The sequence below is a fragment of the Chryseobacterium cucumeris genome, from assembly GCF_001593385.1.
GTDB lineage: Bacteria > Bacteroidota > Bacteroidia > Flavobacteriales > Weeksellaceae > Chryseobacterium > Chryseobacterium cucumeris.
The window spans coordinates 121,483-145,814 of sequence record NZ_LUVZ01000012.1 but is presented as its reverse complement, the minus strand read 5'-3'; the positions used below and the strand labels follow the sequence as shown (position 1 = coordinate 145,814).

30 protein-coding genes are annotated in these 24,332 nt (G+C 36.2%); 25 read left to right on the top strand and 5 right to left on the bottom strand.

Annotated features, from left to right (window positions below; all coding sequences use genetic code 11):
- The first annotated feature begins 143 nt into the window (after positions 1-143).
- The 5 genes from A1704_RS09560 to tsaB all read left to right on the top strand — a co-directional run bounded on the left by A1704_RS09560 (position 144) and on the right by tsaB (position 3,750).
- On the top strand, positions 144-830 hold the full coding sequence (locus tag A1704_RS09560) for a LysE family translocator (protein WP_062672810.1): 687 nt from the start codon (positions 144-146) through the stop codon (positions 828-830).
- Positions 827-1,756, top strand: coding sequence for a S66 peptidase family protein (locus A1704_RS09555; protein WP_062672808.1), 930 nt, complete (start codon positions 827-829; stop codon positions 1,754-1,756). The genes A1704_RS09560 and A1704_RS09555 overlap by 4 nt, the downstream gene beginning before the upstream one ends.
- Before the next feature lie 42 nt (positions 1,757-1,798).
- Positions 1,799-2,170, top strand: coding sequence for a YraN family protein (locus A1704_RS09550; protein WP_062672806.1), 372 nt, complete (start codon positions 1,799-1,801; stop codon positions 2,168-2,170).
- Positions 2,171-2,252: 82 nt separating this feature from the next.
- Positions 2,253-3,002, top strand: a complete 750-nt coding sequence (locus A1704_RS09545) for an SDR family NAD(P)-dependent oxidoreductase (protein WP_062672804.1) — start codon at positions 2,253-2,255, stop codon at positions 3,000-3,002.
- A gap of 67 nt (positions 3,003-3,069) precedes the next feature.
- Positions 3,070-3,750, top strand: coding sequence for a tRNA (adenosine(37)-N6)-threonylcarbamoyltransferase complex dimerization subunit type 1 TsaB (tsaB, locus tag A1704_RS09540; protein ID WP_062672803.1), 681 nt, complete (start codon positions 3,070-3,072; stop codon positions 3,748-3,750).
- A 16-nt stretch (positions 3,751-3,766) separates the two neighbouring features.
- On the opposite strand, the gene porW is transcribed toward tsaB, so the two are convergent.
- The 4 genes from porW to A1704_RS09520 form a co-directional block, all read right to left on the bottom strand.
- Entirely contained in the window at positions 3,767-6,325 is a 2,559-nt protein-coding gene (gene porW, locus A1704_RS09535; protein ID WP_062672800.1) for a type IX secretion system periplasmic lipoprotein PorW/SprE, read from the bottom strand.
- Positions 6,326-6,473: 148 nt separating this feature from the next.
- Positions 6,474-7,037 (bottom strand): Maf family protein, encoded by a 564-nt coding sequence (locus A1704_RS09530; RefSeq protein WP_062672798.1) that lies wholly within the window; start codon positions 7,035-7,037, stop codon positions 6,474-6,476.
- Positions 7,038-7,045: 8 nt separating this feature from the next.
- A complete protein-coding gene (locus A1704_RS09525; protein WP_062672795.1) occupies positions 7,046-7,564 on the bottom strand; it encodes a KdsC family phosphatase in 519 nt (172 codons plus the stop codon).
- A complete protein-coding gene (locus tag A1704_RS09520) occupies positions 7,554-8,303 on the bottom strand; it encodes a Rossmann-like and DUF2520 domain-containing protein (RefSeq protein WP_062672793.1) in 750 nt (249 codons plus the stop codon). Before A1704_RS09520 ends, A1704_RS09525 begins: the two co-directional genes overlap by 11 nt.
- A 181-nt stretch (positions 8,304-8,484) precedes the next feature.
- Here A1704_RS09520 and A1704_RS09515 point away from each other — a divergent pair, with 181 nt between their 5' ends.
- The 5 genes from A1704_RS09515 (at position 8,485) to lepA (ending at position 13,151) form a co-directional block, all read left to right on the top strand.
- A complete protein-coding gene (locus A1704_RS09515) occupies positions 8,485-9,036 on the top strand; it encodes an RNA polymerase sigma factor (RefSeq protein WP_062672791.1) in 552 nt (183 codons plus the stop codon).
- 16 nt (positions 9,037-9,052) lie between these two features.
- Positions 9,053-9,595, top strand: coding sequence for a hypothetical protein (locus tag A1704_RS09510; RefSeq protein ID WP_062672789.1), 543 nt, complete (start codon positions 9,053-9,055; stop codon positions 9,593-9,595).
- Between the two features lie 6 nt (positions 9,596-9,601).
- Positions 9,602-10,111 (top strand): hypothetical protein, encoded by a 510-nt coding sequence (locus A1704_RS09505; protein WP_062672787.1) that lies wholly within the window; start codon positions 9,602-9,604, stop codon positions 10,109-10,111.
- A 99-nt stretch (positions 10,112-10,210) separates the two neighbouring features.
- Positions 10,211-11,230, top strand: a complete 1,020-nt coding sequence (locus tag A1704_RS09500) for a hypothetical protein (RefSeq protein WP_062672785.1) — start codon at positions 10,211-10,213, stop codon at positions 11,228-11,230.
- A gap of 124 nt (positions 11,231-11,354) precedes the next feature.
- Positions 11,355-13,151, top strand: coding sequence for a translation elongation factor 4 (gene lepA / locus A1704_RS09495; RefSeq protein WP_062672783.1), 1,797 nt, complete (start codon positions 11,355-11,357; stop codon positions 13,149-13,151).
- Positions 13,152-13,206: 55 nt separating this feature from the next.
- Here lepA and A1704_RS09490 read toward each other — a convergent pair whose 3' ends face one another.
- On the bottom strand, positions 13,207-13,848 hold the full coding sequence (locus tag A1704_RS09490; RefSeq protein WP_062672781.1) for a DUF1579 domain-containing protein: 642 nt from the start codon (positions 13,846-13,848) through the stop codon (positions 13,207-13,209).
- 123 nt (positions 13,849-13,971) lie between these two features.
- Between A1704_RS09490 and A1704_RS09485 the strand changes: the two genes are divergently transcribed.
- The 15 genes from A1704_RS09485 (at position 13,972) to A1704_RS09415 (ending at position 24,332) form a co-directional block, all read left to right on the top strand.
- Positions 13,972-14,667 (top strand): NUDIX hydrolase, encoded by a 696-nt coding sequence (locus A1704_RS09485; RefSeq protein WP_062672779.1) that lies wholly within the window; start codon positions 13,972-13,974, stop codon positions 14,665-14,667.
- 451 nt (positions 14,668-15,118) lie between these two features.
- Entirely contained in the window at positions 15,119-15,664 is a 546-nt protein-coding gene (locus A1704_RS09480; protein WP_238590598.1) for an NADAR family protein, read from the top strand.
- A gap of 28 nt (positions 15,665-15,692) precedes the next feature.
- Positions 15,693-15,911, top strand: coding sequence for a hypothetical protein (locus tag A1704_RS24900; RefSeq protein ID WP_238590597.1), 219 nt, complete (start codon positions 15,693-15,695; stop codon positions 15,909-15,911).
- Between the two features lie 50 nt (positions 15,912-15,961).
- Positions 15,962-16,240: a 2OG-Fe(II) oxygenase gene (locus tag A1704_RS24895; protein WP_238590596.1), complete on the top strand. Its 279-nt coding sequence runs from the start codon at positions 15,962-15,964 to the stop codon at positions 16,238-16,240.
- Between the two features lie 77 nt (positions 16,241-16,317).
- A complete protein-coding gene (locus A1704_RS09470) occupies positions 16,318-16,653 on the top strand; it encodes a hypothetical protein (protein ID WP_062672777.1) in 336 nt (111 codons plus the stop codon).
- A gap of 2 nt (positions 16,654-16,655) precedes the next feature.
- Positions 16,656-17,510: a hypothetical protein gene (locus tag A1704_RS09465; protein ID WP_062672775.1), complete on the top strand. Its 855-nt coding sequence runs from the start codon at positions 16,656-16,658 to the stop codon at positions 17,508-17,510.
- Between the two features lie 63 nt (positions 17,511-17,573).
- Positions 17,574-18,644 (top strand): adenylosuccinate synthetase, encoded by a 1,071-nt coding sequence (locus tag A1704_RS09460; RefSeq protein WP_062672773.1) that lies wholly within the window; start codon positions 17,574-17,576, stop codon positions 18,642-18,644.
- A 68-nt stretch (positions 18,645-18,712) separates the two neighbouring features.
- Complete coding sequence (locus tag A1704_RS09455) at positions 18,713-19,186, top strand: macro domain-containing protein (protein WP_062672771.1); 474 nt, start codon at positions 18,713-18,715, stop codon at positions 19,184-19,186.
- 14 nt (positions 19,187-19,200) lie between these two features.
- Complete coding sequence (locus A1704_RS09450; protein ID WP_062672769.1) at positions 19,201-19,794, top strand: DUF4291 domain-containing protein; 594 nt, start codon at positions 19,201-19,203, stop codon at positions 19,792-19,794.
- Positions 19,795-19,811: 17 nt separating this feature from the next.
- On the top strand, positions 19,812-21,044 hold the full coding sequence (locus A1704_RS09440; protein ID WP_238590595.1) for a TIGR02452 family protein: 1,233 nt from the start codon (positions 19,812-19,814) through the stop codon (positions 21,042-21,044).
- The gene (locus A1704_RS09435; RefSeq protein WP_062672767.1) at positions 21,041-21,550 is read left to right on the top strand and encodes an O-acetyl-ADP-ribose deacetylase; all 510 of its coding nucleotides are present in this window, start codon (positions 21,041-21,043) and stop codon (positions 21,548-21,550) included. The genes A1704_RS09440 and A1704_RS09435 overlap by 4 nt, the downstream gene beginning before the upstream one ends.
- A complete protein-coding gene (locus A1704_RS09430; RefSeq protein WP_062672765.1) occupies positions 21,547-22,131 on the top strand; it encodes a hypothetical protein in 585 nt (194 codons plus the stop codon). The genes A1704_RS09435 and A1704_RS09430 overlap by 4 nt, the downstream gene beginning before the upstream one ends.
- Positions 22,128-22,814 carry an SIR2 family NAD-dependent protein deacylase gene (locus tag A1704_RS09425; protein ID WP_062672763.1) on the top strand — a complete coding sequence of 229 codons (687 nt, stop codon included), beginning with the start codon at positions 22,128-22,130 and terminating at the stop codon, positions 22,812-22,814. Before A1704_RS09430 ends, A1704_RS09425 begins: the two co-directional genes overlap by 4 nt.
- A complete protein-coding gene (locus A1704_RS09420) occupies positions 22,814-23,779 on the top strand; it encodes an ADP-ribosylglycohydrolase family protein (RefSeq protein ID WP_062672760.1) in 966 nt (321 codons plus the stop codon). The genes A1704_RS09425 and A1704_RS09420 overlap by 1 nt, the downstream gene beginning before the upstream one ends.
- Before the next feature lie 10 nt (positions 23,780-23,789).
- Positions 23,790-24,332, top strand: a complete 543-nt coding sequence (locus A1704_RS09415) for an RNA 2'-phosphotransferase (RefSeq protein ID WP_062672758.1) — start codon at positions 23,790-23,792, stop codon at positions 24,330-24,332.

The following is a 24,332-nucleotide window of genomic DNA, read 5'->3' as shown; positions in this document are numbered from 1 at the left end:
CTCTCCTATTCCTTAATAAAAAATTACATTAAAGTGTTATTAAAATCCACTTGATATATCATAACTTTATTGAATAATTAAATCATAAAGTCTAACTTTGTATTAAACGAAATGAATTTTTATTCATTTTAAAACACTACTTAATGCTAGAACTTGTACTATCTGCCGTCATATTAGGATTTATGCTAAGCCTGGTTTTCATAGGACCTATTTTTTTCCTGCTTATTGAAACCAGCTTTTCCAGAGGCCCCAGACATGCCCTGTCACTGGATCTTGGTGTGATTACGGCAGATTTATTATGCATTGTAGCGGCGTACTATGCCAGTACGGATATTGTTTCTTTAATTGATAAACATCCAGGTTTTTACAGGATCACTTCTATTCTTATTTTCATCTACGGAATTGTAATGCTGGTGACCAAAACCAAAATGCACCTGCCCGGAGAAGAAAAGATCATTGGTCAAAATTATATTAAGACCTTTTTCAACGGTTTTTTCTTTAATCTTCTGAATGTAGGAGTCATCCTTTTCTGGCTGGTAACGGTAATTTCCGTAAGGAATCAATATCCGGACACCAGCAGTTTTATTTTATACATCAGTATAGTACTGGCCACTTACCTGTCTATAGATCTTGCCAAGATATTTCTTGCCAAACAGTTTCACGATAAATTAACACAAAAACTGGCCAACCAGATCAGAAGAGTTGTTGGCTGTATTCTTATTATATTCAGTTTCTTTATTTTCCTGCAGAGTTTTAAAAAGTTCAACCAATTTGAAAAACAACTGGAGGAAGCAGAAAAGAAAGAAGTAAAATATCAAAAAGCAAAATGAAAAAAATGATCTTTCCAAAGTCTCTTAAAAAAGGAGACAAAATAGCTGTTATTTCCCCTGCAGGTGCAGTAGATACTACTCAACTGGAAAAGGGAATAGAAATGATTAAAAGCAGAGGTTTTGAACCCGTTCTCGGAGAACATCTCTACACTAAATTTTCAAACGGATATAATTACGCCGGAACAGAAAAGGAAAGAACAAAAGATATCAACTGGGCCTTAAACGATACGGAAATAAGAGCTGTATGGGCTTCAAGAGGCGGTTACGGATGCCAGCATCTTATTCAGCACCTGAAGTTGAAAAACTTTACAGAAAACCCGAAATGGTATATCGGATATTCAGACAATACAGTCATACAAAGTTATCTGTTAAAAAAAGGTTTTGTTTCCATTCATGGACAGACCATTAAGACATCAAGTTTTGGAGTGACAAATGAAAGCTATGATCTGATCTTTGATATCCTTAAAGGCAAAAAGCCTAAATACGTCCTAAAATCTCACCCATTCAATAAAAAGGGGAATATTCAGGGAGAACTGGTCGGAGGGAATTTAGCCCTTATCTACGCTCTTCTGGGAACGAAATATTCATTCGATTTTAAAGACAAGATTCTGTTTATTGAAGATATAGGAGAAAACTTCTATGCACTGGACCGTATGATTATGAGTCTGGAGCTGGCAGGTGTTTTCAACAAAATCAAAGGATTGATTGTTGGTGGAATGACCAATATGGGAGATGAAAAGGAAAATAAAAACTATGAAGATAGCTTTGATGAGTTCGTTTACAAACTGATCTCAGACAGAATTTCAAAGTATAATTTCCCGGTAGTATTTGCCTTCCCGAATGGGCATATTAAAGACAACAGACCACTTTTAATTGGTGCCAATGTGAAAATGAAAGTGGATGCTAAAGTAAAAATAGATTTTTAAAGTAGCACTACTCTCCTGTCTCCAAACTCTTAACTATACACTATGGCTCATCATAATGATTTTGGAAAAATAGCAGAGAATCTCGCTGCTGATTATCTTCAGAAAAACGGCTATACCATTAAGGCCAGAAACTTTCGTTTTAAGCAAAACGAAATTGATATCATTGCTGAAAAAGATAATCTGATTATTATCGTGGAAGTGAAAGCAAGATCCACGGATGCCTTTATGCTCCCTCAGGAAGCTGTAACCAAAACAAAGATAAAATCCATTATTTCTGCAGCTAATCATTATCTTGAGGAATGTCATAAAGACCAGGAAGCCAGATTTGATATTATTTCCGTTCTTCCCGATGATAACAAAAACTTAGTTATTGACCATATCAAAGATGCTTTTCAGGCCTTTGATGCAAATTAATAAATCAATACAACAATGTTTGAATGTAACAGAATCATGACATTGATAGAGGAGTGCATTCGGACATTTAACAACCAATTTTATGAAGACAATATTAATCACCGGTGCAACTTCCGGTATAGGTAAAGCCACTGCAGAGCTTCTTGCAAAGCAAGGAAACAGAATTATTATTTGTGGAAGGAGAAGTGAGGTGCTGGAGTCTGTAAAAACAGAACTTTCCCAATACACCGAAATATTTAGTTTAATATTTGATGTAAGGAATCTTGAAGAAGTGGAAGCAGCTATTAATTCTCTTCCTGAGAACTGGAAAGATATTGATGTTCTGATTAATAATGCTGGCAATGCTCATGGGTTAGATCCTCTCTCTGCTGGTAAGACGGACGACTGGGATTCTATGATTGACGGAAATGTGAAGGGATTACTGTATGTTTCCAAAATGATCATTCCAACTATGAAAACTAAAAATTTAGGTCATGTTGTAAATATCAGTTCTGTAGCAGCAAGACAAACCTATGCGAATGGAGTAGTGTACTGTGCAACAAAGAAAGCAGTAGACGTTATTTCGGAAGGTATGAGACTGGAACTTACCGAATTTGGAATCAAAGTAACCAATATCCAGCCGGGAGCTGTAGAAACCGATTTCTCTCTGGTAAGGTTCAAAGGCGATAGTGAAAAGGCTTCAACGGTGTATGCAGGCTATGATGCCCTGAAAGCAGAAGATATTGCTGATGCCATTGCTTACTGTGTAAATGCTCCGAAACACGTTACTATTTCAGATATGACTATCTATCCAAGTGCTCAGGCTGAGCCAAGAACGATTTATAGAAAATAGTCCAAAATAATGAAGTAAATTTGCAGAAAATTAAATGCAATTTTGCTGTTTAGCTTAAAACAAAAAAATGAAAATTCTATATCTGGAAACATCATCGAAAAACTGTTCAGTAGCCATATCAGATAATGAGAAGTTATTGTGCCTTTGTGAAGAAGTTTCTGAAAACTATAAACAGTCTGAAAGTCTTCACACTTATGTAGAGTGGGCATTGGAAGGAGCGGGGATTACGCTTAAAGATATCGAAGCCGTTTCTTTAGGAAAAGGTCCCGGATCTTATACCGGCCTAAGAATCGGAGCTGCCTCAGCTAAAGGGTTTTGTTATGGACTCAGAGTTCCTTTGATAGCAGTGAATTCTCTTGAAAGCATGATAGAGCCTTTTTTAGGCGATAACTACGATTTTATAATACCTTTGACCGATGCAAGGAGAATGGAGGTTTATACGGCCGTTTATGACGGTAAAACAGGGGAGGAGTTATCCAAGACCGAAGCCAAGATTCTGGATGAAACATCTTTTGAAGAATTTAAAGATAAAAAAATTCTGTTTATAGGGGATGGCGCTAAAAAAGCAAAAGAAATTCTGAATCTCCCTGATGCTGTTTTTAAAGAAGATGTTTATCCTTCTGCACAATATCTCATCAGAAAGACTCTGGAGAAAATACAAAACAAAGAATTTGAAGATATGGCTTATTTTGAGCCTTTTTATCTCAAAGATTTCCATGGAGTAAAGAAAAAGAAAAGCGAAGAATAAATCTTCGCTTTTTATTTTATTGAGGTCTTGGCGGGATCTTCGATCCTGATTTTGTCTCAGTAGGTTTTTTAGGATTTTGTGGTTGCCCCGGGCTTGCTTGTGGAGCTGTACTTATATTATCCAGCTTCTGTACTTTTCCACTATTCATTTGTGGAACTCCCGTATTTTGGGTGTTAGGTTGTACAGGTGCTCCTGATGGTTGTTGAGGAATATTATTTCCTTTGTTGTCCGTTGCCTGGAAGCTGAGGTCACTTTTCAGATAATTCAGCATTTCTTTAGCTCTTATCCCTTCAGGTGTTTTGGAATAATTCAGGGCAATCTGTTCCAGCTGCAGAATCATAACTTCTTTTCCACTTGATTTTCCTGCATTGAAAGCATTTAATAAATACAGCTTAGGAACCAGAGCATCTTTCGGAAACTTCTGAATCGTCTGATCTATAATATCTTTACTTTCCACAAATTTTTCTGATTCAAATAGTGCATATGCCTTTTTGTATTCGTTTTCAACTTCTTCAGTTGATTTTACAAATGATTTATTTTTAGGATTTCTGGCAAATTCAGCGTAAGAAGTATAAGGATAATCAGCTAAGAGAATTTGTTTTGCTCTTTCAGAAGCCTGTGGATTTTTCTCATAATTCATGGCAAAAATCTCATACAATGCCTGTAACATCACTTTTTCTTCCGGCTTTACATCAACAAGATCATAAAGTGTTTTCGTGGCCAGTGGAGTATTGGTAAAATAATTCTGATACATAATTCCCAGACCTAATGAGGCGGTATCTCTGTCCTTTTTTAACTGAGATAATTTTCCCTGATCTGTAGGAATCTGTTCAATATAGTACGCAGGCTCAAAACGTCTTGGATTAGGTGCTGAGTTTACTCCCAACGCTTCATTTTTCATATCTTCAATAGACGCCATTTTCTTGGAAGAACGCCAGTTATCGGCCAGGGCACGGTCTCCCCAGATCTGCTTAAATGAAGAGGTTCCTTTGCTTACCGTTCCTGAATTGCTGAAATAAAAACCTTTTGTAGTGACTCCAAAGTCTTCAAAAGAATTGCCACTATTGGCAAAAATAGAATTGGCACTGTAATCCCCGGTATCAAAGCCTTTACTTCTTTCTGCACGTCTTCTTTCCTGTTCCTCTTTCTCTTCTTTAATCTTTAATTTGGCAATATATTTTGTGAAATAGTCTGTTTTCTGAGCATCATTCATTTTTGCCAGAGAAAGAATACTGTCATTCTTTTTGATCAGATAGTAGTTTTTGGAAATCTTTTTAATATACTCAGACTGATCTTTTAACAGGATTTTTGATGGTTCATAAGTCATTACGGCAAGCGCAGAATCATAATAACTTCCGGCTCCGATATAATCATTCTTATCAAGATAGCTTTTTCCTATTTCATAATAAGCCAATCCACGGATCTGAGGATCAGAAACCTTTTCAAACAGTGATTTTCTGAAGAATTGCTGTGCTTCATCCTTTTTGCCTGCTTTATTAGCCATTAAACCTAAGGCATAATAAAATTCGTTCTTTCTGGAGCCATACATCCCTTTTTTACTGATTCCTTCCAGGTAATTTTTTGCTCCTGCATAATCACCTTTACCGTTAAAAGTTTTGGCGATGGCAACCTGAGATTTTACTTCAAATTCGAAATCACTGGCATATTTATACGCTGCAGCATAGCTTTCTCTTGCTTTATCATTCTGATTCAGATTTTCCAGCACCTGACCTCTCAGATAAGCGATTCTGCTTTTCAGTTTTCTGTTGCTGTTCAGTTCAAAAGCATTATCAAGTTCTTTGGCGGCCTCTTCTTTTTTCCCGGCATCAAGCAAAGATTCGGAATAGTAAATGCTCAGCAGTTTTGCATAGCTTTTACTGATATCTTCACTTTTCAGTTTGGCAAATGTTTCATGCGCTCTGTGATAATCTTTGATCTGATCATAAGCAAGCCCCTGATAGATTCTCGCGAGTGGAATCCTTTTGTCATCTTTCATACGGGTGAAAACATAATTCAGAGCATCAAGTGCTTCCAGAGATTTACCCCGATAAATTCTTGCCTGGGCAAGGATCATGTAGGCATCAAAAATCTGTTTATTTTTCTCCTCACCATTTCTGGTTACGGAGTATTTATTGATTGCTTTTAAAGCCTTTGCTTCTGCAATTTCGAGAGTAGTGGCTCCTTTGGTCTGTTCCCCGTCAGGTCTTGAAGGGCCATTTCCCTGAGGTCCGCCGGGAATATTGGGAATTCCTGAATTACCTCTTCCAGAAGGTCTGTTGGCTACTTCAGCCATCTTCATCGAATTTTCGGCAAAAGCCTCAGTCTGTCCAAGATCACTTCCTAAAGGCTGTTCTTCATAAGTCAGAATAGGAATGTAGGGAGCATAAAAGTTGTCCTTATGCCCTTTGTCTCTGGTGGTAAACTCACTGTTTAATGCATCTTTTGCATTAAATAATGTGTTATAATATGTGGAAAATCCTTTCAATACTCTTGATCGCTGCTCCGGCTTTTTCGTTTTGGTAGCACATGAAGCAACAAGACATATGACTAAAAGGAATAATATATTCTTTTTCATTATTCAATATAACTCGCTAATCTGCTTTTTATTATCAGCAGTTTGATGATTTTGTAAAAATAATAAAATTTTATAATGAATAATATTTATATTTCTTCAGGAAGTATTTTATTTCTTCTTTAATGGAAGTTTTAAACCTGATAATCTTTTAAATCAGAGAAGATTCTTTCAGGATTTTATAAACAAGATGGGTAGGAAGTCCCATAATGGTATAATAGCTTCCTGTAAGGCTTGTGATCTTTGCCATTCCCAGCCATTCCTGAATACCATAACTGCCTGCTTTATCAAAAGGCTTATAATTCTGAATATAATAGTTTATTTCTTCATCAGAAAGAGTGTCCAGAGTAACATCGGCTACATCTGTTTCGGTAATGGATGTATTGACGGTTTTGATGGTAATGCCCGTATAGACCTGATGCGTTCTTCCCGAAAGACTTTGAAGCATAGTAAAGGCGTCATCTTCATCTTTTGGTTTTCCCAGGATCTGATTATCGATAGCGACTACCGTATCAGCAGTCAGAAGTACTTCGCCCGCTTCAAGTTTTCTAAAGGCTGAAGCTTTTAAATCAGAAAGATAAGCCGCAGCATCTTCTATTTTGATGTTTTCCGGAATAATTTCTTCACAGTCTATTTTTACAACTTCAAATTCAAAGCCTAAACTAGAAAGAAGTTCTTTTCTTCTTGGGGATTGTGATGCTAAAAGTAATTTCATACAGATACTTATACAGATTGAGTATTATCGTCATGCCAGTTCCCCTGAACTTTCATTACCTGTTCAATGACATCACGAACTGCACCGGTTCCTCCTTTTTTAGGAGAAATATAATCGGAAATTCCTTTTACTTCAGGAACCGCATTTTCAGGACATGCCGCAATGGCTGAGCTTTCCATGATGTGAATATCCGGAAGATCATCACCCATGGTCAGAATTTCTTCGTTTTTAAGATTGTATTTCTTCTTAAAATCTTCAAAATCATTCATTTTATTGTGAGACTTCGGATAGTAATCCTGAATACCCAGGTAATTGATTCTGTGCTTTACCATCTCATCATTTCCTCCCGTAATAACCCCAATTAAATAATTGTTTTTTAAAGCTTTTACTACTGCATAACCGTCAAGGACATTCATTACCCTGCACATGTTTCCTCCGGGAAGCAGATATACGCTTCCGTCAGTGAAAACTCCGTCAACATCAAATACAAATGCCTTAATATCTTTTAATTTCTCTTTATAGCTCATACATTTTCTGAATAGAATGATTCATTGTTTTATAAATTTCAAGACTCTCGTCTTTTAATAACTGTTCATGCAGCTGTAAAATCCTTACATCATTTCTTACTGCCGGACCGGTTTGTGCCAGTTTGGGTTCAATTTCATGAATTTTCTGAACCGTTTCATCAATGAGGGGTAAGAAATAATCAAACGGAATATCCTGGGAATCTGAAATTTCTTTAGCTCTTGAAAAAAGATGATTCACAAAATTGCAGGCAAATACAGCAGTCAGGTGAATATATTTTCTTTTTTCGTGATTGCTTTCCATCACTCTTTCTGAAATCTTTGAAGCAAGATCAAACAATATTTTTTGATCTTTTTCATTTTCCGCCTCTATAAAAAATGGAATTTTTTCATATTCAAGTTCTTTGGATTTTGAAAAAGTCTGTAAAGGGTAGAAGCTGGATTTTCTATACACACCAGCCAGCACTTCTTTTGGAAGAGATCCTGAGGTATGGGCAACCAGACAATCTTTTCTTGTAATAATTTTTGAGACTTCTTCTACAGAATGATCACTTACACAAAGAATATAAAGATCTGCTTCTTCCAGATGATCTGTGGAATAAGGAATATTTAATTCTTCAGAAATTTTACCTAATTCTTTTTCGTTCCTCCCAAAAATCTGGGCTACAGGAATACTTTTCAAAGTGAAAGCTTTTGCCATATGATAGGCTACATTTCCGGAACCGATGATTACAATTTGCATATAACAAATATAAGATTTTAAGCTGAGCCGGGAAAAGAAGAACACTTCAGAAATTCTGTACTTCAATATAGGCACGTTTATTGCGTAAGTGTCTCATATTATTTTTAATATTTACATTGAAAATTGAATTTTTAATTTAACTTTCAGCTATTTTTGTAATCCAAAACAATGAAGGCATCTTATGAAGATTAAGGACGCGGAAATTATTTCGTTGATGCAGAATCCACGGACCCAGGATAAAGGGGTTCGTGCCTTGATGGACGCCTATCAAAGCAGATTGTATTGGCACATAAGAAGAATTATTGTGGACGGAGATCTTGCACAGGATACTTTGCAGGAAACTTTTATTAAAGCATATCAGAATTTTCATCAGTTCAAAAATGATAGCCAGTTGTATACCTGGTTGTACCGAATCGCTACCAACGAAGCGTTACAGCAGGTTAACAAAATGAAGAAAATGCAGAAAACTGATGAGGATCCGGAGTATCATATGCAGAATCTTGTGGCAGATAATACAGAAGGTGATGCTGAAGAAATACAGATTTTACTGCAGAACGCTATACAGAGCCTGCCCGAAAAGCAGAAACTGGTATTTATGATGCGGTATTATGATGATCTACCTTACGAAGAAATATCAAAAATTGTAGATATGTCTGTAGGGACGCTAAAAACGAATTATCATTATGCCAAACAGAAAATAGAAGATTTTATTAAAGAAAATTACGAAAAATAATTTTTGACCAACAAAGATGAAAGAGTTCGACATAGAAAAATTAGAGCGTAAAAACATTTACACAGTTCCTGATAACTTGTTTCAAAATATTCAGGAGAACGTTATGAATGATATAAAGGCAAGTAAAAAAGCACCTGTCTTTAAGCTGAACTGGATGTATGCTGCAGCAGCATCGCTGGCTTTGATTTTTGGAGCAACTTATGTTTTTAATTCAGATAACAATTCCACGGAACAAATTTTGAATTCTAAAACAACCTATGTTGCCAATAACGGAGAGCCCAAAACAGAAAGCGAGCTGGCTTATGAAACTTTAAAATCTGATTTAACTTCTGTTGAAAATAATAATCAAACAGTTGAAAATCAAAAAAATAACAATGTTTACGCTTCTAAAAGTGTAAGCGAAACAAAAAAAACAACAGAGAGCCCTACACCGGTGAAAACTGTAAAGAAAAAAGAAGAAACACGAATGAATGAATATCTGGACTCGTTTTCTAATTCTGAAATTGCAGAGTTAGCAAGTAATTCGACTCAGGACGTTTATTTGGATATTTATAATTAAAAGAAAATGAAAAAGATATTATTGACGTTTTTGATTATTTATGGCTTTGGATTAAATGCCCAAAGGACAGACTATGATTGGAAAAAGATGGATCCTAAACAAAGGAAAGAAGTCATCAATAATCTTTCTCCGGAAGAGAGAAAAGACCTCCTAAAGAAATTCAGGAACAATATGATCATGGATAATCTGAATGTTGATCCGGATGATAAAGCCGAATTTACACAATTGTATAACGAATATCTGGATAGCCAGAAGCAGATAAAAAGTCAGTTTAATTCCAATTTTGATCCCGAAACTTTATCAGATGAAGAAGCTAAAGCTAAGCTGCAGCAAAGTTTTGAAGTGGGACAGAAGTTATTGGATAACAGAAAAAAATATGCAGATAAAATGCAGCAGGTAATTCCCTGCCAAAAAGTTCTGAAGCTGTTTCAATCCGAAAAGATGATGAAAGATAAAATGGATGAAAGAAAACCTCACGGAAATCATGACGCTTCTGGATCCAGACAGAACCCATAATAGTTTATTTTTTTAATGTTGGACGGCTCTTACAGATCTTTCTGTGAGAGCCGTTTAATTTTTACAATAAAAAAATTATTTTTACCACAAATTCTATCTATGAAAAAAGCACTTTTCTTTTTATTATTTTCGTTAGTATTATTGGGTCAGAAAACAGAAACCATTGATCTTTCAAAATCTATTAAAGATAACAAAAACTCTATCAAAAGTCTTACAGTGATAGATCAAAGAGGTAATCAGGAAATCGGAATGGTGATGTACCATAAGGATGAGGTGAAAGTTATTTTCGAAAATAATGCCAGCAAAGACATACAGGATTGGTTTTATAAATACAATACGGTAAGGGGAAATGATGAGATGATTTTTTTGCTTGAAAATTTGAATGTTTCAGAAGATAAAAAGGAAAAGTATTCTATCGGAAAGCTTGAATTAAAGGCAAGTACATTTATTAAGAAAGAAGACGGATATCATTTTATTGATAGAATAGATACTGTAGCAACAGTCTCATCACGAACAACTCCTTATCTGGCACAAAGTCTGGCAAGAAAAGTAACTTTAATTCTTACTGACCTTTTTAAAGAATCTTATAAAGCAACACCTTGGGAACTTAGTATTTCAGAAAATGATTTTCCTGATTATACTTCTGTATTGAAAGAAAAACTTAGTATTCTAAAAGCAGATGAATTAAAAGAAGGAGTTTATAAAGACTATTACAGCTTTTTTACTCACAATCCTGAACCCGGATTTACTTTGCAGACTAATGATAAAGGAGTCGTTACTAAGGCCATAAAAGGAGAGGAAAAAACGGCAATAAGACATTTTTATGCTTTTGTGTATAAGGGCATTGCCTACAAAAATATCCCTGTGGGTTACACTGAGATTTTTAAAGATGATAAGGGTGTTTTTATTGAGGTAACAAAAGCAGAATTATTTCCTGAAACTGCTACAACCGGGGTTACAATTGGTGCAGAAGCAGGAGGTCTGATTGGTGGCGTTATTGGTGCAGTGATAGATGTCAGTTTATCAGGCAAAAGAAAGAATACTGTAGGACCTAAAGTTTATCTTGATCCTTTTACCGGAAATTATGTGTTACCGGAAGACTTTGGCAAAACAAAATAATATTTAAAAAGAGGGAAAATTTTACCTCTCTTCTTATTGTTATCTGTGTTTCAGTTAAAAGAAAGAATTAAGAATGAAAAATTCTCCTGCATTTTCTTATCTTTGCAAACTACAAGATTCTTAAATGAAAAACATACGAAATTTTTGCATAATCGCTCATATCGACCATGGTAAAAGTACCCTGGCAGACCGTCTATTGGAGTACACGAATACCGTTACCCAAAGAGAATTACAGTCTCAGACGCTGGATGATATGGATCTGGAGAAAGAACGTGGGATTACAATCAAATCACATGCTATCCAGATGGATTATGAGTATAAAGGAGAAAAATATATTTTAAACCTTATTGATACCCCGGGACACGTTGACTTCTCTTATGAAGTTTCCCGTTCTATTGCTGCCTGTGAAGGTGCACTTCTTATTGTAGATGCTGCGCAAAGTATTCAGGCACAGACTATTAGCAACCTGTATCTTGCATTGGAAAATGATTTAACGATCATTCCGATTTTGAATAAAATTGACCTTCCGTCTGCAAATCCTGAAGAAGTAACCGATGAGATCATGAACCTTATCGGATGCGAATATGAAGATGTATTGAGAGTTTCCGGTAAAACAGGAGAAGGTGTTCATAACCTTTTAGAGCAGATTGTTGAAAGAATTCCTGCACCGGTAGGAGATCCTGACGGCCCATTGCAGGCTTTGATCTTTGACTCTGTATACAACCCGTTCAGAGGTATTGAAGCTTATTTTAAAGTAGTGAATGGAAGCATCACTAAAAATGAAAAGATCAAATTCTTCGCTACAGGAAAGGAATATGGAGCTGATGAGGTAGGTACATTAAAACTGAAGCAGGTTCCCAAGAAAACGATCCATTGCGGAGACGTGGGATATCTTGTATCCGGTATTAAAGATGCCCGTGAGGTAAAAGTAGGAGACACCATCACTTCATTTGAAAAACCTGCGGATGCTCCGATTGATGGATTTGAGGAAGTAAAGCCAATGGTATTTGCCGGGATTTATCCAATTGATTCTGAGGATTTCGAAGAATTAAGATTCTCTCTTGAAAAATTAAGACTGAATGATGCTTCTCTGGTTTTCGAACCGGAAAGTTCCGCCGCTCTTGGTTTTGGTTTCCGTTGCGGATTCTTGGGAATGCTACACATGGAAATTGTTCAGGAACGTCTTGACAGAGAGTTCAATATGAATGTGATCACTACGGTACCGAACGTATCTTATTTTGGATATACTAAAAAAGAACCTGAAGTTCCCATTCTGATCAATAACCCGTCTGAAATGATGGATCCTTCAACGATGGACAGAGTAGAAGAACCATTCATCAAGGCGTCTATCATTACAAAATCCGATTTCGTAGGAGCAGTAATGACTTTATGTATTGAAAAGAGAGGAGAAATTGTTAACCAGAGTTATCTGACATCAGAAAGAGTAGAGTTAATTTTCAATATGCCTCTTGCTGAGGTGGTATTCGACTTCTATGACAGATTAAAATCTATCTCTAAAGGATATGCTTCATTCGATTATCATCCAATCGGATTCAGAGCTTCCAAGCTTGTAAAAATGGATATCCTGATCAATGGTGACATGGTAGATGCTTTATCTTCATTGATTCACGATTCTAATGCTTATTATATCGGTAAAAGAATGTGTGAAAAGCTTCGTGAGCTGATCCCGAGACAACAGTTTGATATTGCTGTTCAGGCTGCATTAGGGACGAAAGTAATCGCAAGAGAAACGATTAAGGCCTTGAGAAAAGACGTTACCGCAAAATGTTACGGAGGGGATATTTCCAGAAAACGTAAGTTATTGGAAAAGCAGAAAGAAGGTAAGAAGAAAATGAAGCAGATTGGTAGAGTAGAAGTACCACAATCAGCGTTCATGGCTGTACTAAAATTAAATGATTAATTATTAATCTATTATAAAGTAAAACCGCTTCATCAGAAGCGGTTTTTTAATGCATTTATTTTTTACGCGTATATTTTATTTCCATTGTTTTGTATTCCTTTCCGGTCTTGGAATCAGGGCCATACATTTCAAGCTTTTGAGTATTATCATCCACAAAGGTGAATACTTCTCTGAAATCACAGTCTTTTCCAGGTCTTGAAGGATCTGTCATTTTCCCTTTGAATTCAACTGATTTTGTGGAAGGGTTCCAGTCGCCTTCGCTATGCATGATTCCGGTTCCCATATTATCGATCCACGTACTGACAAACTTTTTCTTTGCGTTATCATATCCCACAATGCTCATTCCTTCAAAAGGCATTCCCATAAAGTCTCCTTTGTGATTTGTGATCTGATAACGTCCGCCAAGCATCATTTTATTGGTTGCTTCAGATTTACTCATCATAGGTTTGGCTCCGTTTTCCATCCACATTGTCGTTTCTCCTGTCCAGGTTCCATCAGATTTTGCAAGCATTTTTTGCATTTCTCCCGGAGTTGAGTACGCCATCCAGTCTTTCATGGCGGTTGCGGAATCTACAGGTTTCCATTCAGATGTAGAAGCTGAATCTGTTTTATCAGAACCAGTGGAAGCTGTCGTTTTTCCTTTCTCACAAGCTATTAACAGAATAGCAACGGAAAGAATTGTTAATAAATTTTTCATAATGATTTAGTTTTAAGATGGTTAGAAAGATAAATTAAAGATAAGAACTTTTATTATAACGGAAATTATTTTTTAATACAACCATAAATTGTAACTTTGTGTATTCGTAACGCAAATCAATTTATGGAGTCTCCAAAAAAATTACAGGATATAAAAGTGGCTGTAGATGCCGTTATTTTCGGATATTTTGATAAAAAAGATCTTCAGATCCTTCTGATTAAAAGAAATATTGAACCTTTTAAAGGAGGCTGGGCACTTCCGGGAGGGCTTGTTCTTGATGATGAAAGTGTAGATGATGCGGTAAAAAGAGAATTGTATGAAGAAGCCGGTATAAAGCCCGATTTTTTGGAACAACTGTATACTTTTGGTAATCTGGGCCGTGATCCAAGAAACCGAGTGGTTTCTGTGGCTTATCTGGGGCTAGTGAACCCGTCTTACCATGAATTGTTTGCTGATTCGGATGCTGAAGATGCACAATGGTTTAGTATCAATAAACTTCCTTCAGTTGCTTTTGATCATAAAACAATTATTGAAACTGCTCTAAAAAGACTTCGTACAAAAATTCAATACCAGCCAATCGGCTTCAATCTTCTCAATGAAGAATTCCCTTTTTCAGATCTTGAAAATCTTTATAAAACTATTGTCGGACAAGAAATTGACAGAAGAAATTTCCGCAAAAAAATCATGAGTTACGGATTGCTTAACGAAACCAACAACGTTAAAAAAGAAGGCAGCGGGAGACCCGGAAAACTTTTTACTTTCAATAAAGAAAAATATAGGGAGCTTGAAGAGCAGGGCTTTTACTTTGAGATTAAATAGATTGTTTTAAACACAGATTTCACAAATGTCTTGCACAAATATTAATTAATATTTACAGGCATTTTCGGAATGCACGTTACACAGTATTAAGACATTCAATAGGAAATATCTAACTCCGGATTGTATTATCGGTCTTCAGTCATTCTGACGGAGGAAGAATCTCGTAATTGGTTAGATTCTTCACTACACTGTTGAACTACGTTCGCAGACCTTCAGTCTGTGTTTAGAATGACATTGATGTAATAACAATTTTTAAGATCAAATTCCACCAGTTTTAGCTGAAACCTATCAAATTTGTGTCATTTGTGATTAAAATTTGTGTTATTCGTGTTTGTTAAGATTAAATTATTGTTGCTGAAAATCAATCAATTATATTTATTAGCGTAAAATTAACACAAATAAATTTGGTGCAAAGACTGATATTCTTTTAAATTTGTGTCAAAATAACGCAATGATGAAATATACCTTACAAAATATTATAGAACGCTTTCAAAAAAAGGAAAAGATAAAATATCTCTTTTTCTGGGGACACACGGCAAAAGATATTGTTACCAAATCATGTTTAAGCCAATGGTTTCCAGGAAGTTTTGAAGAAAACGGAAATACCTATAGAACAGCAGAACATTATATGATGGCTGCAAAAGCAAGATTATTTAATGATGCTGAAATGGAAAAGGAAATTTTAAAAGCCGCTACTCCGAATCAGGCAAAAGCTCTGGGTAGAAAAGTAAAAAACTTTGACCCGAAGCTTTGGGATGAACATAAATATCAGATTGTAACTCAGGGAAATCTTTTAAAATTCTCGCAAAATCAGAAATTTAAAGATTTTCTTTTGTCAACCGGAGATAAAGTTTTGGTGGAGGCAAGCCCTTATGATAGAATCTGGGGAATCGGGATGCTGGAAACGGATAGCAGAGCAGAAAACCCTTTATTATGGAACGGAGAAAACCTTTTAGGATTTGCCTTAATGGAAGTAAGAGATGAATTAAGAAGATAAAACACAAACCAGACACAAAATATTAATTATGGAAAAAATAGAATTACACCCACAAATATTTCTGATTGAAAATTTTCTTACTGAGACTGAATGTGATCATTATATCAGTCTTTCGCAGGAAAAAGTCTTTGAAGAAGCAAAAATCAATGTATTCGGACGCCAGCAGATGAATAAAGGAATCAGAAATAATGACCGACTGATGATTTTTGATACTGCAATTGCTGAAGAGCTTTTAATAAGGCTGTAGAGTTTCTGCCTCAGGAATGTGGTGGATATCAACTTTTTAACTTTAATGAAATGCTCAGGGTTTATAAATATGCTCCCGGACAGCAGTTCAAAATGCACAGAGATGGAAGTTATATCCGAAATGAAAAGGAGAAAAGTTTCTACACTTTTATGATCTATCTGAATGATGATTTTGAAGGCGGAGAAACAGAATTTGAAAACCTGTTTACAGTAGCTCCGAAGAAAGGAACCGCTCTTGTTTTTCACCACCCTTTAAGACACGAAGGAAAAACACTGATCAGTGGCTTGAAATATGTTTTGAGAACAGATATAATGTATTCAATAGTATAATTCAACCGGATCGTAGAAAGGCATTGCTATGTCTTGTTTGATTAGCGTAATTTTAACACAAATAAAAATATTTGATCATGGAAGATGAATTAAAACCCAGATTTATCGAATCATTACAAAGAAATAATGATCAGATCAGAGAAGACCGTGCAAAAATCATCGGAGCAGATTCCGAACTGATTTACAGGCGCAGAGTGGAAGATATCGAATTAAAAATTAAAAGACTCGAGCGCGAACAGGAAGGGCTTATTGATATCAGTCCTTTAGACAGAAACAGTCTGACTTTTGCGGATTTCAATCCTGAAGCATTCGTTCAGAAAGACATGGAATTATCATTAACAATCAGAAATCTGAATATTCAGCTCGAAGTAACCCAAAAGAGATTTGAATATTTATTTGGAAAAATACTGTAGTCATGGGAAGTACAAGATATGATTTAGACGCTCGTTATGACAGAGCTAGAAAAGCAGGTTACGGAACAAAATCCGCGGGAGAAATTTTCACCCAGAATGCCAAAAGAATGGCTCACGAATCGATGAATCCTCATGGAGTTTCTTTCAGGGAATCCAGAGATTCAGAAGTTCACCCTCATTCAGTTCCGATCATTTTAGGACTGGATGTTACCGGAAGTATGGGACATATTCCTCATGAGTTGATCAGAGATGGATTACCGAAACTCATGGGCGGAATTATCCAGGGAGGCGTTCCTGATCCGGCCTTATTATTCCTTGGAATCGGAGATCATGAATGTGATGGTTATCCGCTTCAGGTGGGACAGTTCGAATCAGGAGATGAAGAACTGGATATGTGGCTCACAAGAACTTATATTGAGTCCGGAGGTGGTGGAAATGCTGGAGAAAGCTATCTTTTAGCGTGGTATTTTGCAGCATTTCACACCAGAACAGATGCGTTTGAAAAAAGAGGACAAAAAGGATTATTGTTTACCGTAGGTGATGAACCTTGTTTAAAAATACTTTCTGCATCTGCAATCAGGGAAATCATGGGAAAAGGACAGCAAACCTATACTCATTTTGAACTGCTGGAAGAAGCAAAAAAAAAATATGAAGTATACCACATCAGTGTTTTACATTCCGATCAGGCACTGAGAGCAGACAGAGGCTGGAAAGAATTATTAGGACAAAACTGTATTTCCATAGCAGATCACAGGGACATTCCGAATATTATTAAAAACATTATCTGTGATAAGTTTAAAAACAAAAGCATGGGAACAACAGGAACAGGAGGATTGGATCAGTTTCAGATGCTTTAGAAACCTGTCAATGTCGTCATAAAATAGGAATGATAATACTAGAAACCTCAAAAATTAAAAGACATGAAAAAGGCGCAAATAGTAATAGGACTTGGTTTTGGTGATGAAGGAAAAGGAATTACCACAGATTTTCTGGCTTCTCAGAATCCGGAGGCTGTTGTGATCAGATTTTCAGGAGGACAGCAGGCTGCCCATACCGTAATGATGGATGAAAGAAAGCATGTGCATTCCAGTTTTTCCAGTGGTGCACTTCGTGGTCTGCCTTCTTACTTTACCGAGCATTGTACGATTCATCCGGTTTTTCTTCTGAATGAAAGAGAAGAGTTAAAAGCAAAGAACGGAAACATTGAGCTGCATATCCATCCATTGGCAAAGCTGACAACTCCTTTCGATGTATGGCAGAACAGAACAAATGCCCGTAATCTGGAACACGGAACCTGCGGAAAAGGAGTGGGAGCCACGATGAAAAGAAACGAAAGTCCTTATAAACTATTTGCTATAGACCTCATAGCACCCAGAGAAATGCTGATAGAAAAACTGAAAGGAATTGCCTATTACTATGGTTTTGTAGAAGAAGGCGAGATCAGTGAACTTTTAGAACCTTTCTTAAATGCTATTGAAGCTATTGATTGGAAGATAAATGATTATAAATACCTGGCTTCGTTTGATCACCTCATTTTCGAAGGAAGTCAGGGTATTTTACTCGATATGGACCACGGCGTTTTCCCCAATGTGACTTATGCACATACGACTTCAAAAAATGCCTGTGAGATTTGTAAGCTTTTAAAGATTGAAGATATTGAAATGTATTATGTGACCAGAAGTTATGCAACCCGTCATGGAAACGGCTGGATGAGCAATGAAAAAGAAATGAATCTGAAAAACAATGAAGAAGAAACCTGTATATTCAATGAATATCAAAAGGAGCTAAGAACCGGAGAAATAGATTACAAACTGCTGAATTATGCCTTAAAACTGGATGGAGCTTATGCATTTCCGGTTAAAAAAAATCTTGTCATTACTTGTCTGGATCAGATTGATGAGGAATTTAAAGTAGAAAATCTTGATGAGGAATTTGATGTTGTCTATGGATCCTATTCTCCTTATTCTAAAGATTTTAAACGGATTTTTTAAATTCAGCAGTTAAAAATGTTAATTTTATTTGGAGAGGAGGAAATGATAGAGAATAAAAGAAAATAACCATGAAAACTATACAATATTTAAAAGGGGATGCTACGGTCCCACAGGCCAAAGGAATAAAGATCATCGCCCACATCTGCAATGATATCGGAGGTTGGGGAAAAGGTTTTGTACTGGCAGTTTCCAAAAGATGGGAAGAGCCGGAAAAAGAATATAGAAACTGGCACCGTTTCAGAAGTAAAAATAATTTTGCTTTAGGAGAAATTCAATTGGTTCAGGTTGAAAAATACATTTTTGTAGCCAATATAATCGGGCAAAAAGGAATAAAAACCGGAAGTAATGGTGTCCCTGTTCGGTATGATGCCATTGAAAAAGCTCTGGAAAAACTTTCCAACGAAGCTTTGCTGCTGAACGCAAGCGTTCATATGCCAAGAATCGGATGTGGACTGGCAGGAGGAAAATGGGAAGAAATTGAACCTATTATCGAAAGAACATTGCTTGTAAAGAATGTGGAGGTATATGTGTATGATTTTTAATAAATTAACCAACAATGAGAGAATTTGAAATAAGAGCAGATTATAAAAATGACACGCTGATTGTCTACCAAGCCTATAATAAAGCAATTGCAAAATCAGCCGTAGAGAATCAGAAATTTACAGCTCCTTTTTCATTCAACAGGATGACCTGGATAAAGCCTTCTTTTCTCTGGATGATGGAGCGCAGCAATTATGGACAGAAATCCAATCAGGAATGTACCCTGGCCTTACATATTAAAAGAGAAGCCTGGGAGAAAGCTTTAGGCAAAGCAATTCTTACTTCACCTGAAAAAAGGGTCTATCCCGATCCCCGGAAATGGGAAAAAGATTTTGAAAATGCCGGAATATATGTGCAGTGGGATCCTGAAAGGAATATTAAAGGAGCAAAACTGAATTACCGTTCCATTCAGGTAGGAATCAGCCGCGCATTGATTGAGGAGTTCAATGAAGAATGGATTGTAAAAATAGAGGATTATTCTCCTTTGGTTAAGAAGATTCTGAATCTTACCAGGTCGGGAGAATTTGATAAGGCAAAAAAACTGCTGCCGGTAGAAAAAAACTATCCTCTGTCAAAAGAACTGGCTTACAGAATTGGAGCCACAGTATAACCAAATAAACGAACGTCATGAAAACAACAACATTATATAGACCAGTAGGAGAAAAAGAAATGATCTTGATTATGGAAAGCGGATTTAAAAAATTTCCTCCAAGACTGGAATGGCAGCCTATTTTTTACCCCGTTCTTAATGAAGAATATGCTTCAGAGATTGCAGAAAAATGGAACACCAGAGACGAAGCTGGAAACTATCTTGGTTTTGTAACCCGGTTTGAGGTGTTGGAAAAAGTGACGGATCAATATCCTGCACAGAATGTCGGGGCTAGAAATCACAATGAATTATGGGTTCCTTCTGAGGATCTTAACAGCTTTAATAAGGCAATTGTAGGAGATATCAAAGTAATCAAAGTCTTTATAGGAGATGACTTTAAGAAGGCTGCAAGTGCTGAGTTGGAAGATTTGATGATCAACATAAAAAAACTAACAATGACTAATAAAGGAATGGCAAAAGATACTTTGGATATCTTAGCTAAAAAATATTATATTAACGAACATAACGAAAAAATAAATATAGAAAACGAGCTGGAAATCAGTAAAAAAGAAACCTCTCTTTTCACTCCGGAACAGCTTTCTGAAATGAAAGAATCTCCGTTGCCGGAAATCAGTTTTGAAACAAAAATTGAAACCTGGAAGTGCAGTTCTTTAAAAGCAATTTTACAATTATCCGAAGAAGAAAATCAGGAGAAGATCATGTGTCTCAATTTTGCATCAGCAAAAAATCCGGGTGGAGGATTTATCAATGGAGCAGAAGCACAGGAAGAAAGTCTGGCAAGAACTTCCGGACTGTATGAAAGCTTACTTCAGGCATTTGATTATTACACAATTCATCGTGCAATGGAATCCTGTTTTTATACCGATACAATGATTTACAGTCCTAAAGTTCCTGTTTTCAGGAAAGATAAGGGAGAGTTGCTTCCTAAGCCTGTTCTGTGTAATTTCATCACGTCTCCGGCAGTCAATACAGGGGTGGTAAAACGTCAGGAACCGGAAAGAGCACATGAAATTCTTGATGCAATGGATCTTAGAATGGATAAAATGCTTTCACTGGCTTTACAACAAGGAAATGAAGTTCTGATTTTAGGAGCCTGGGGATGCGGTGTCTTCAAAAATGATCCAAAAGAAATTGCAGGATTATTCGGGAAATATCTTCAGGGAAAATATAAAAATAAATTTAAAAGAGTGGTTTTCGCAGTGCTTACCAAGAAAGAAGAAATGCTGAAACCATTTGAAGAAATACAATGAAAATAGAACTAATAAAAGGAGACATCACAAAAATCCAAGCTGATGCAATAGTTAACGCTGCCAATTCATCCTTACTTGGGGGAGGCGGTGTAGATGGAGCTATTCACAGAGTGGGAGGATCTCAGATATTGGAAGAATGTGTTGCGATCAGAAATAGACAAGGAAAATGCAAAACGGGAGAAGCGGTAGTAACAAATGCAGGAAATCTCCCTGCAAAATATGTTATTCATACAGTAGGACCAGTTTGGAACGGTCACGAAGAAAAGGAATCCATTCTTCTGGCAAACTGTTATCATAATTCTTTGAATTTGGCAGAAAGCCTTGGTGTGAAGACGATTGCTTTTCCTAATATTAGTACAGGAGTCTATAGATTTCCAAAAGAACTGGCAGGAAAAATTGCGGTAGATGAAGTCAGAAAATTTCATTCATATAATATTGAGAAAGTTATTTTTGTCTGTTTTGATGATGAAAATGAAAATATTTATAAAGACCTTTTACAACTGTGAAAAAAAATAATTTCAGATTCGTAGATAAACCTGAAGATCCTAACGTGGGATTGGCAAATGAAGAAATTGCTTTTCTTCAGAAAGAATTGAATCTGCAGTTTCCTGAAATTTATATTTATTATCTTCAACATGCTGGAAAAGAATCAAATGTTTTCCCTGTGGAAAATGATATTGTAAAGCTGAAAAAATACCAAAATCAATTGAAAGATGCTTTGAAGCAAAGAGGCTTACTGAGCACCGAAAGTCTTTTTTGTTTTCAGTATAATATAGAGTATGAACCTCTGGTGGGACAGGATTTTGAAACCTTTTATTTTTTCAATTTATCACATCCTGAATCTCCCGATCTGTATATTTTTGGAGACTTTATCACCAATTTTGATTGGCGAGGATATGATAAAGAGCTTACAAATAAAGAAAATTTTGTAGATTTTATCAATCATAAAACGAAAGATAAATTTGGACCAAAGCGACTTAAAAGAATAGGAAATACCCTTTTAGGGACTCTGCTAGCTCCTTTTATTATAATCGTGCTGATTATTGTTGCTGGCCAGGTTTTAATAGAAAAAATTAAAAACCAATGAAAAAACTAACCATATTAAGCGGTGCAGGAATCAGTGCCGAAAGCGGAATAAAAACCTTCAGAGACGGAGATGGTCTCTGGGAAAATCATAATGTAACGGATGTGGCAAGTCCGGAAGGATGGAAAAAGGACAGAGCTTTGGTTCTGGAATTTTACAACCAGAGAAGACGTCAGCTGCATGAAGTACAGCCCAACGAAGCTCATCGCTTACTGGCAGAGCTGGAAAAATATTTTGATGTTCAGATTATTACCCAGAATATTGATGACCTTCACGAAAGAGCAGGATCTACAAAGATTCTTCATATTCATGGAGAACTGTTCAAATCATGCTCATGCAACAATAAAAACCTGATTTATGAACAAAAAGAGGATATTAAAATTGGAGATAAAGCAGAAGATGGGGCACAATTAAGACCATTTATCGTTTGGTTTGGAGAAGATGTCCCTTTGTATCAAACGGCAAGAGAAATCGTAAAAGAATCGGATATTCTGCTGGTTATCGGAACTTCTCTGCAGGTATATCCCGCAGCAGGACTAATTCATGATATCAAAGACGATTGTCTTTTAATTGTCATCAATCCTAATGAAACGGGATTCGGATACGGACAGAGAGCTGTAGTAATGAAGGAAACAGCCACTCAGGGAATGAAAATATTATTTGATAAATTAGTCAATTTAGCCTGATGGAAAATAAGGTAAAAGCTGGAATTATGGGTGTTTGTATTGGAGATGCACTTGGAGTTCCGGTGGAATTCAGAAGTAGGGAAGAGCTTAAACGTTCTCCTGTTACCAAAATGCGTGCTTTGGGAACCCATCGTCAACCTACAGGGACATGGAGTGATGATGGTTCTTTAACGTTGTGTCTTGCAGATAGTTTGTGCAATGGATATGATCTTGAAAATATAGCTTTGAAATTTTTACAATGGTATAATGCAGAAATATGGACTCCTCATGGAAAAGTTTTTGATATAGGTATTGCGACTTCACAAGCTATTTATAGAATAGGAAAAGGTATTTCTCCTACTTTATGCGGAGGGAATTCTGAGTTTGATAATGGAAACGGCTCTTTAATGAGGATTATGCCATTATTATTTTACATTAAAGATTTCACTATTGAAAAACGGTTTGATATTGTAAAAGAAGTTTCCTCTATTACACACAGACATATCCGTTCTGTTTTGGCCTGTTTTATTTATTTGGAATTTACTTTGGAAATTCTAAAAGGAAAAGATAAATGGGAGGCATATCAAACAATGCAGAAGACCATTCGGGAGTTTTTAGATTATAATCTTATTTGTTCACAAAATGAAATGGATAAATTTCACCGGATTTTAGAATTAAAAGTAGGTGAATATGACTTAGCTCCTTTGCATACATTACAGGAGAAGGAAATAAGCTCTGGAGGATACGTTCTTCACAGCCTGGAAGCTTCACTATGGTGTTTTCTCAACTCAGAAAGTTATTCTGAAGCAGTTTTAAAAGCTGTTAATCTGGGGGAAGATACCGATACTACAGGAGCAATCACCGGAGGTATTGCCGGAATTTATTACGGATATGAAAATATTCCACAAGAATGGATTTCTGAGCTGGTGAGAAAGGATGATATTGAAGCATTATGTGAGAAATTACACCAAAAATTAATGAACTAAAACACAACCCATGAACGAAATAGAAAAGAAAAAGATAAGTAAATTTTTAAGCCTGATCTTACGTCATCAGCCGGATAGTATAGGTCTTACCCTGGATGAAAATGGTTGGGCAGATGTGGAAGAGCTGAGAGCAAAATCAGCCCAAAAGAGAATATATTTTACTCCCGAAGAATTAGATGAGGTGGTAGAAACAAACAACAAAAAGCGTTTTGCTTTTAATGAAGATAAAACAATGATCAGAGCAAGTCAGGGACACTCTATTGATATTGACCTGGCTTTGGAAGCCAGACAGCCTCCGGAATTTCTGTACCATGGAACAGCAGAAGCCAATATTTCTTCTATTTTAGAAAAAGGAATTGAAAAAAGAAGCCGTCAGCATGTACACTTAAGTGCTGATAAAGAGACTGCTGCAAAGGTCGGAATGAGACACGGCAAACCTGTGATTCTTACGATCAGAACCGGAACAATGCATCAGGAAGGATTATCTTTCTTTCAGTCTGCAAACGGGGTTTGGTTAACAGATTTCGTAGATGCAAAATATATTTCGAAGTAA

Bases quoted from the DNA above. Each gene is read 5' to 3' on its own strand.
- A1704_RS09560 (WP_062672810.1), top strand. From the start codon at position 144: ATGCTAGAACTTGTACTATCTGCCGTCATATTAGGATTTATGCTAAGC.
- A1704_RS09555 (WP_062672808.1), top strand. From the start codon at position 827: ATGAAAAAAATGATCTTTCCAAAGTCTCTTAAAAAAGGAGACAAAATA.
- A1704_RS09550 (WP_062672806.1), top strand. From the start codon at position 1,799: ATGGCTCATCATAATGATTTTGGAAAAATAGCAGAGAATCTCGCTGCT.
- A1704_RS09545 (WP_062672804.1), top strand. From the start codon at position 2,253: ATGAAGACAATATTAATCACCGGTGCAACTTCCGGTATAGGTAAAGCC.
- tsaB (WP_062672803.1), top strand. From the start codon at position 3,070: ATGAAAATTCTATATCTGGAAACATCATCGAAAAACTGTTCAGTAGCC.
- porW (WP_062672800.1), bottom strand. From the start codon at position 6,325: ATGAAAAAGAATATATTATTCCTTTTAGTCATATGTCTTGTTGCTTCA.
- A1704_RS09530 (WP_062672798.1), bottom strand. From the start codon at position 7,037: ATGAAATTACTTTTAGCATCACAATCCCCAAGAAGAAAAGAACTTCTT.
- A1704_RS09525 (WP_062672795.1), bottom strand. From the start codon at position 7,564: ATGAGCTATAAAGAGAAATTAAAAGATATTAAGGCATTTGTATTTGAT.
- A1704_RS09520 (WP_062672793.1), bottom strand. From the start codon at position 8,303: ATGCAAATTGTAATCATCGGTTCCGGAAATGTAGCCTATCATATGGCA.
- A1704_RS09515 (WP_062672791.1), top strand. From the start codon at position 8,485: ATGAAGATTAAGGACGCGGAAATTATTTCGTTGATGCAGAATCCACGG.
- A1704_RS09510 (WP_062672789.1), top strand. From the start codon at position 9,053: ATGAAAGAGTTCGACATAGAAAAATTAGAGCGTAAAAACATTTACACA.
- A1704_RS09505 (WP_062672787.1), top strand. From the start codon at position 9,602: ATGAAAAAGATATTATTGACGTTTTTGATTATTTATGGCTTTGGATTA.
- A1704_RS09500 (WP_062672785.1), top strand. From the start codon at position 10,211: ATGAAAAAAGCACTTTTCTTTTTATTATTTTCGTTAGTATTATTGGGT.
- lepA (WP_062672783.1), top strand. From the start codon at position 11,355: ATGAAAAACATACGAAATTTTTGCATAATCGCTCATATCGACCATGGT.
- A1704_RS09490 (WP_062672781.1), bottom strand. From the start codon at position 13,848: ATGAAAAATTTATTAACAATTCTTTCCGTTGCTATTCTGTTAATAGCT.
- A1704_RS09485 (WP_062672779.1), top strand. From the start codon at position 13,972: ATGGAGTCTCCAAAAAAATTACAGGATATAAAAGTGGCTGTAGATGCC.
- A1704_RS09480 (WP_238590598.1), top strand. From the start codon at position 15,119: ATGATGAAATATACCTTACAAAATATTATAGAACGCTTTCAAAAAAAG.
- A1704_RS24900 (WP_238590597.1), top strand. From the start codon at position 15,693: ATGGAAAAAATAGAATTACACCCACAAATATTTCTGATTGAAAATTTT.
- A1704_RS24895 (WP_238590596.1), top strand. From the start codon at position 15,962: ATGCTCAGGGTTTATAAATATGCTCCCGGACAGCAGTTCAAAATGCAC.
- A1704_RS09470 (WP_062672777.1), top strand. From the start codon at position 16,318: ATGGAAGATGAATTAAAACCCAGATTTATCGAATCATTACAAAGAAAT.
- A1704_RS09465 (WP_062672775.1), top strand. From the start codon at position 16,656: ATGGGAAGTACAAGATATGATTTAGACGCTCGTTATGACAGAGCTAGA.
- A1704_RS09460 (WP_062672773.1), top strand. From the start codon at position 17,574: ATGAAAAAGGCGCAAATAGTAATAGGACTTGGTTTTGGTGATGAAGGA.
- A1704_RS09455 (WP_062672771.1), top strand. From the start codon at position 18,713: ATGAAAACTATACAATATTTAAAAGGGGATGCTACGGTCCCACAGGCC.
- A1704_RS09450 (WP_062672769.1), top strand. From the start codon at position 19,201: ATGAGAGAATTTGAAATAAGAGCAGATTATAAAAATGACACGCTGATT.
- A1704_RS09440 (WP_238590595.1), top strand. From the start codon at position 19,812: ATGAAAACAACAACATTATATAGACCAGTAGGAGAAAAAGAAATGATC.
- A1704_RS09435 (WP_062672767.1), top strand. From the start codon at position 21,041: ATGAAAATAGAACTAATAAAAGGAGACATCACAAAAATCCAAGCTGAT.
- A1704_RS09425 (WP_062672763.1), top strand. From the start codon at position 22,128: ATGAAAAAACTAACCATATTAAGCGGTGCAGGAATCAGTGCCGAAAGC.
- A1704_RS09420 (WP_062672760.1), top strand. From the start codon at position 22,814: ATGGAAAATAAGGTAAAAGCTGGAATTATGGGTGTTTGTATTGGAGAT.
- A1704_RS09415 (WP_062672758.1), top strand. From the start codon at position 23,790: ATGAACGAAATAGAAAAGAAAAAGATAAGTAAATTTTTAAGCCTGATC.